We start from the raw sequence: 6,344 nt of genomic DNA on the forward strand, positions 1-6,344 counted from the left end.
CATCCGCCCTTCGGGCCCCTTCTCCCGGTGGGAGAAGGGGATGCCCGGACCATCTCGGCGCCCGCTGGTCGTATCATTTGCGCATGACGCGACCGAACCGATTTCGCTGGGCTTGGTGGTTGCTGGCGTATGCCAGCCTGGCGACCGGCATTGTCGGGATCTTCGTGCCGGGATTGCCGACCACGGTGTTCATCCTGATTTCGGCCTGGGCGGCGTCGCGCGGGTCCGAGCGCCTGCATGGGTGGCTGCTGTCGCATCCGCGTTTCGGGCCGGCAATCGTGGAGTGGCAGACCTATCGCGCGGTCAGTCGCAAGGCCAAGTGGATGGCGACGCTGACGATGACCCTCTGCGCCGGCATCATGCTGTGGTGCGTGCCGGTGTTCTGGGTGAAATGCCTGTCGATCGGCAGCATGGCGGTGGTGGCGATCTGGTTGTGGCTGCGCCCGGAGCCGCCGCCGCGCGCGCTGCAAGCGCCGCACTGAGCGCACGGCAGTCAGGGTGTTCTGGCTATACTCCGGTCCATGAGCATCATGTCCCGACCTTCCGTTCGTCTCGCACTGGTTGGTGCGACCTTTGTCCTGCTTGCCGCCTGCGGCAACAAGGGCCCGCTGGTGATGCCGCAGAAGCCGGTGCCGGTGGAAGCCCAGCCCGTGCCGCAGCCGCCGGATGCGCCGCAACCGCTGGATGAGTCCACACCTGCGCCTGCGCCGGTGGAGACCGACAGCAAGCCCGCATCCACCACCGACCAGCCCGCTAGCAGCGGCAATGAGCGCTGACGGTCGCAGCGAGCGTCTGCGTTTCACCAAAATGCATGGCGCCGGCAACGATTTCGTGGTGCTGGACCTGCGCGACGGCACGCCTCCGCCGGATGCTGCACTGGCAGCGCGCCTGGCAGATCGACATTTCGGGGTCGGCTGCGATCAGATCCTGACCATCGAGGCCCCGCGCAGCGAAGGCGCAGTGGCGGCCTACGGCATCTGGAATTCCGACGGCTCGGCAGCGCGTCAATGCGGCAACGGCGCACGCTGCGTCGCCGCCTGGCTGGTGCGCGATGGAACCGCGCAGGGCGAGCGCTTCATCATCGACAGCCCGGTCACCGCACATGCGGTGGAGCAGGTGGATGCGGGAACCTATGCGGTGGCCATGGGCGTGCCGCAGTTCGAGCCCACGCAGATTCCGCTGGCCGGATTTGCGCATGCGCGCGACGAATACGCGCTGCCCGTGCACGGCGAGACGGTACGCTTCGGTGCAGTGTCGATGGGTAACCCGCATGCCGTGCTGGAGGTGGGCCGCGTCGACGCCGCCCCGGTGGAACGTGTGGGCAGCTTGCTGCAGCAAAACGCCGCATTCCCCAATTCGGTCAATGTCGGGTTCGCGCAGGTGGTGGACCCCACGCATGTGCGTCTGCGCGTCTTCGAGCGCGGCGTCGGCGAAACGTTGGCCTGCGGCAGCGGTGCGTGTGCGGCTGCGGTGGTGCTGATGCAGCGCGGCCGCGTCGAGCGCGACGTACGGGTGTCGTTGCCCGGCGGCGAGCTGCGCATTCGCTGGCCCGACGATGCGCAGGAGGTGGTGATGTCCGGCCCGGCGGTGTTCGTCTTCGATGGAGAATGGAACTGATGAGCGAGAACACGGACAAGTTCAGTGCGCACGAGGTCGCAACATGGTTGCGTCGCCATCCCACCTTTCTCAAGCAATTCCCCGATCTGGCGGTGAGCCTGTTGGTGCCGCGCGACGAGGGTCCTACCGCATCGCTGGCGACCTATCAGCTGGAAGTGTTGCGCGACAAGAATCGCGAGCTGTCGCGGCGCCTGCACGAGCTGGGCAGCAATGCGCAGGTCAATGAACGGCTGGCGGTGCGTACCCACCAACTCACGCTGGCACTGATGCGCCAGACCACGGCCGCCGATACGCTGAAGGCGATGGCTGCCTCGTTGGCAGAAGATTTCAACGGCGAACTGGTGCGGCTGGTCATGCTCGCGCCGGTCGCCGGCCTGGAGGCCGACTGGTTGCAGGTGATCGCCGCCGACGATACGCGGCTGGCCCCGTTTCGCGATTGCCTGAGCGATGGCGAGCCGATCTGCGGTCGGCTGCAGGCTGAAAAACACGCGCTGCTGTACGCCGACCATGCGGATGCCGTGCAATCCACGGCGTTGCTGCCGTTGCCGGGCGTCGGCCTGATTGCGGTCGGCAGCAGCGATGCCAACCGGTTCTATCCCGGCATGGGCACCTTGTTTCTGCGCATGATGGGCGAGTCGCTGGGCGTGGCGCTGCAGCGTTTCGCGGCATGACGGCAGTGGCAGGCCATGCAATGCGCGGCCTGCTGTGCACTGCAGTGTCGCGGCGGCGGCAGGACAGCTGAGATGTCCTCGGTCGAAGGATTTCTGGCGTATCTGCAGGTCGAACGTCAGGTGTCGGCGCACACGCTGGATGCGTATCGGCGCGATCTTGCCGCGTTGCTGGGCTGGGCAGCCGAGCAGAAGGATGCTGCGGGTGTTGCGGTTGGGTCGGACGTCGCACAGCTGGACAGCGCGCAGCTGCGCCAGTTTGTTGCGGCAGAACACCGGCGCGGCCTGTCCGCCAAGAGCCTGCAACGTCGCCTGTCTGCATGCCGCAGCTATTACGCCTGGTTGCTCAAGCACGGCCGTATCGCGGCCAGCCCCGCGGCGGCGTTGCGTGCGCCCAAGGCGCCGCGCAAGCTGCCGCAGGTGCTCGATGCCGATGAGGCCGTACGCCTGGTCGAGGTCCCGACCGATGCGCCGCTGGGCTTGCGCGATCGCGCATTGCTGGAACTGTTCTATTCCTCGGGGTTGCGCTTGAGCGAGCTATGCGCATTGCGCTGGCACGATCTGGATCTGGCCAGCGGCCTGGTGATGGTGCTGGGCAAGGGCGGCAAGCAGCGCCTGGTGCCGGTGGGGTCGCATGCGATTGCGGCCCTGCGCGAATGGCAGCGCGACAGTGGCGGGCGTGCCGAGACGCATGTCTTCCCCGGACGCGCCGGCGGCGCGATTTCGCAGCGTGCCGTGCAGATCCGCATCAAGCAACTGGCGGTGCGCCAAGGCATGTTCAAGGACGTGCACCCGCACATGCTGCGGCATAGTTTTGCCAGCCATATCCTGGAATCATCGGGCGATCTGCGTGGTGTGCAGGAATTGCTCGGCCATTCCGATATCGCCACCACGCAGATCTATACGCACCTGGATTTCCAGCACCTGGCCAAGGTCTACGACGCCGCGCATCCGCGTGCCAGGCGCAAGAAGGCGACGGAATGAGTGCGCGGGTCTGCGCGTGAGCGTGAGAGATGTCGTCAGCCTGCCGGCCAGCTGTTGTGATCGAGACGCTGGTGCTGGCCCGGTCCGGCATAGGTGCCGTTGATAGAGCCAATGCAGCTGGTAAAGCCAGTAGCTGGCAAGACAAGTACCGCTGGTAAAGCCAGCACCGTTGATAACTCAGTCCAGCTAGCGGCCCAGTCCAGTTGATTGGGCCATCACAGCGGTAAAGCCATCACAGCGGTAAAGCAGTGCTCGGCTAGCTGGCAGCTCATGGAATGCTGCTCCGCTCTAGCCCTTCTCCCCTCGGGAGAGGGGGTGGGGTGAGGGTCCCTGTGCAGACGCTGCTTGGCGTCTTGGGAAAGTTGGAGAACCTCAGAGTTCGCTGTGTCCCATTGAAGTTCAAATGCCGCGCGCAAGGCAAGCGCGGTTAAACAGCGCGACGTTCCAATGATGGGTGCGAGAAGCGCAGCTGTTTTCGAGACATCTCTACAAGTCACCAGTAGAGCGTGTTGACTCACTGGGCATGCAATCAATGGAAGCGGCCGTACCCTCACCCCAATCCCTCTCCCGACGGGAGAGGGGCTATACGGATGGCATGCGGTCACCTGCTTGGGTGGCGGTCGGTGCGCTCCGCCAGCGTGTGCGCACTTCGCGCCTGTCCATTCTCCATCTCCATCTCCATCTCCATTCGCCCGATGGCCCAATGGCCCAATGGCCCAATGGCCCAATGGCGAATGGCGAATGGTCACCCGCTACCTGTTACCTGCTACCTGCTACCTGCACCACCGGCATCACTTTCTTCCTTCGTTGCATCCCGCTTGAACCCGGCAGGGGCGTCCCCACCTCTTTGGAAACCCCCGGAGGACCCATGGACCCCAGCCAGAATCCCAACATCGTTCACGCCACCACCATCATTTCGGTTCGGCGTGGTGGGCACGTCGCCGTCGCGGGCGATGGCCAGGTCACGCTCGGCCACACCGTCATGAAGGGCAACGCGCGCAAGGTGCGCCGGCTCGGTCGCGAGGGTCAGGTCCTGGCCGGGTTTGCCGGTGCCGCCGCCGATGCATTTACGCTGTTCGAACTGTTCGAAGCCAAGCTCGACAAGCATGGGCAATTGACCCGTGCCGCCGTGGAGTTGGCCAAGGATTGGCGCACCGAGCGGCGCCTGGGCAAGCTCGAAGCATTGCTGGCGGTAGCCGACAAGGAGACCTCGCTGATCATCAGCGGCACCGGCGATGTGATCGAGCCGGAAGACGGCATCATCGCGATCGGTTCCGGCGGCTCCTACGCCTTGTCGGCCGCACGCGCGCTGCTGGCGCATACCGAACTGGACGCCAAGACCATCGCCACCGAGGCGATCAATATCGCAGGCGATATCTGCATCTATACCAATCGCAACGTGGTGGTCGAAGAGCTGTGAATCGGGATGTGGGATTGGGGATTGGCAAAAGCATTCCTTTTCCTGCGCCCGGACATGCATCGATCGTTCCTACTCCGCTTTTACGAATCCCGAATCCCCAATGCCTAATATCGATACCGCCACCATGACTCCGCGCGAAATCGTGCAGGAGCTCGACCGTCATATCGTTGGTCAGCACGACGCCAAGCGCGCGGTGGCCATTGCGCTGCGCAACCGCTGGCGGCGCATGCAGTTGCCGGAAGAACTGCGCAACGAAGTGATGCCCAAGAACATCCTGATGATCGGCCCCACCGGCGTCGGCAAGACCGAGATCGCGCGGCGTCTGGCAACCCTGGCCAATGCGCCGTTCGTCAAGGTGGAAGCCACGCGCTTTACCGAAGTGGGTTACGTCGGCAAGGACGTGGAGCAGATCATCCGCGATCTGGCCGATACCTCGGTCAAGTTGTACCGCGAGCAGGCCAAGGTGCGTGTGCGCAACCAGGCCGAAGAACGTGCCGAGGACCGCATCCTGGATGCGCTGCTGCCACGCCGCGCCGCCGGTATTGGCTTCGATCCGGAAGCCGCGCGCAACGAGCCGTCATCGCAGGACAACGACACCCGCATCAAGTTTCGCCGCATGCTGCGCAATGGCGAGCTGGACGAGCGCGAGATCGAGCTGGAAGTGGCGATCAACGCCAGCATGGACATCATGACCCCGCCGGGCATGGAAGAAATGGGCCAGCAACTGCGACAGATGTTTTCCAACCTGGGCAGCGGCAAGTCGCAAAAGCGCAAGCTCACCATCAAGGCCGCGCGCCCGCTGTTGATCGAGGAAGAAGCCGGCAAGCTGGTCAATGAAGACGACGTGCGTGCAGCGGCGATCGAAGCCTGCGAGCAGCACGGCATCGTGTTCATCGATGAAATCGACAAGGTCGCCAAGCGCGGCGAAGCCGGTTCCAACGGCGGCGATGTGAGTCGCGAAGGCGTGCAGCGCGATCTGCTGCCGCTGGTGGAGGGCTCCAACGTGTCGACCAAATACGGCACGGTCAAGACCGACCATATCCTGTTCATTGCCTCGGGCGCCTTCCATCTTGCAAAGCCCAGCGATCTGATTCCGGAGTTGCAGGGCCGCTTCCCGATCCGGGTGGAACTGACCGCGCTGACCAAGGCCGATTTCGTGCGCATTCTCACCGAGCCCAAGGCCGCGTTGATCAAGCAGTACGAAGCCTTGCTGCAGACCGAAGGCGTCACGCTGACCTTCGGCGCGGACGCGGTCGACCGCCTGGCCGAGATCGCCGCGCAGGTCAACGAGCGGCAGGAAAACATCGGGGCGCGGCGTCTGCACACAGTGCTCGAGCGCTTGCTCGACGTGCTGAGTTACGAAGCGCCGGACCGCGACGGCCAGAGCGTCACCGTGGATGCGGCCTATGTGGACGCGCAGCTGGGTGAGCTGGTGCAGGACCCGGACCTGAGTCGCTACATCCTCTGATCGCAATGTACCTGCGCAGATGCCGAATGCATCCGCAGGTACATTGAAGGCATTCCGAGCGCACCAGGAACGTATGACGAAATGGTGCATGCAGTGGCTTGGCCGTTGCATCCCGTCAGATGCAGTCAAACGCTGAGTCGGTCGAGGGCGCGGTGCCCTCACCGCTTGCGGGACACGCCGTAAACCC

7 protein-coding genes are annotated in these 6,344 nt (G+C 64.4%); all 7 read left to right on the plus strand.

Translation table 11 applies throughout. From position 1 onward, the window contains the following. The first annotated feature begins 83 nt into the window (after nt 1-83). Nucleotides 84-482 carry a YbaN family protein gene (locus Y887_RS05550; protein WP_046963395.1) on the plus strand — a complete coding sequence of 133 codons (399 nt, stop codon included), beginning with the start codon at nt 84-86 and terminating at the stop codon, nt 480-482. 39 nt (nt 483-521) lie between these two features. Continuing rightward, nucleotides 522-776: an LPS translocon maturation chaperone LptM gene (gene lptM / locus Y887_RS05555; protein WP_046963396.1), complete on the plus strand. Its 255-nt coding sequence runs from the start codon at nt 522-524 to the stop codon at nt 774-776. Then, nucleotides 766-1,617: a diaminopimelate epimerase gene (dapF, locus tag Y887_RS05560; protein WP_046963397.1), complete on the plus strand. Its 852-nt coding sequence runs from the start codon at nt 766-768 to the stop codon at nt 1,615-1,617. The genes lptM and dapF overlap by 11 nt, the downstream gene beginning before the upstream one ends. After that, nucleotides 1,617-2,288 carry a DUF484 family protein gene (locus tag Y887_RS05565; protein WP_046963400.1) on the plus strand — a complete coding sequence of 224 codons (672 nt, stop codon included), beginning with the start codon at nt 1,617-1,619 and terminating at the stop codon, nt 2,286-2,288. Before dapF ends, Y887_RS05565 begins: the two co-directional genes overlap by 1 nt. Nucleotides 2,289-2,360: 72 nt before the next feature. Continuing rightward, entirely contained in the window at nt 2,361-3,269 is a 909-nt protein-coding gene (xerC, locus tag Y887_RS05570) for a tyrosine recombinase XerC (RefSeq protein WP_046963398.1), read from the plus strand. 868 nt (nt 3,270-4,137) lie between these two features. After that, nucleotides 4,138-4,689 (plus strand): ATP-dependent protease subunit HslV, encoded by a 552-nt coding sequence (gene hslV, locus Y887_RS05575; RefSeq protein WP_005997221.1) that lies wholly within the window; start codon nt 4,138-4,140, stop codon nt 4,687-4,689. A 100-nt stretch (nt 4,690-4,789) separates the two neighbouring features. After that, the gene (gene hslU, locus Y887_RS05580; protein ID WP_046963399.1) at nt 4,790-6,157 is read left to right on the plus strand and encodes an ATP-dependent protease ATPase subunit HslU; all 1,368 of its coding nucleotides are present in this window, start codon (nt 4,790-4,792) and stop codon (nt 6,155-6,157) included. Nucleotides 6,158-6,344 lie beyond the last annotated feature (187 nt).

This window comes from Xanthomonas pisi DSM 18956 (assembly GCF_001010415.1).
Lineage (GTDB): Bacteria > Pseudomonadota > Gammaproteobacteria > Xanthomonadales > Xanthomonadaceae > Xanthomonas > Xanthomonas pisi.

What these genes read in the sequence shown, in the direction of transcription:
- Y887_RS05550 (WP_046963395.1), top strand. Translation starts at nt 84, where the DNA reads ATGACGCGACCGAACCGATTTCGCTGGGCTTGGTGGTTGCTGGCGTAT.
- lptM (WP_046963396.1), top strand. Translation starts at nt 522, where the DNA reads ATGAGCATCATGTCCCGACCTTCCGTTCGTCTCGCACTGGTTGGTGCG.
- dapF (WP_046963397.1), top strand. Translation starts at nt 766, where the DNA reads ATGAGCGCTGACGGTCGCAGCGAGCGTCTGCGTTTCACCAAAATGCAT.
- Y887_RS05565 (WP_046963400.1), top strand. Translation starts at nt 1,617, where the DNA reads ATGAGCGAGAACACGGACAAGTTCAGTGCGCACGAGGTCGCAACATGG.
- xerC (WP_046963398.1), top strand. Translation starts at nt 2,361, where the DNA reads ATGTCCTCGGTCGAAGGATTTCTGGCGTATCTGCAGGTCGAACGTCAG.
- hslV (WP_005997221.1), top strand. Translation starts at nt 4,138, where the DNA reads ATGGACCCCAGCCAGAATCCCAACATCGTTCACGCCACCACCATCATT.
- hslU (WP_046963399.1), top strand. Translation starts at nt 4,790, where the DNA reads ATGCCTAATATCGATACCGCCACCATGACTCCGCGCGAAATCGTGCAG.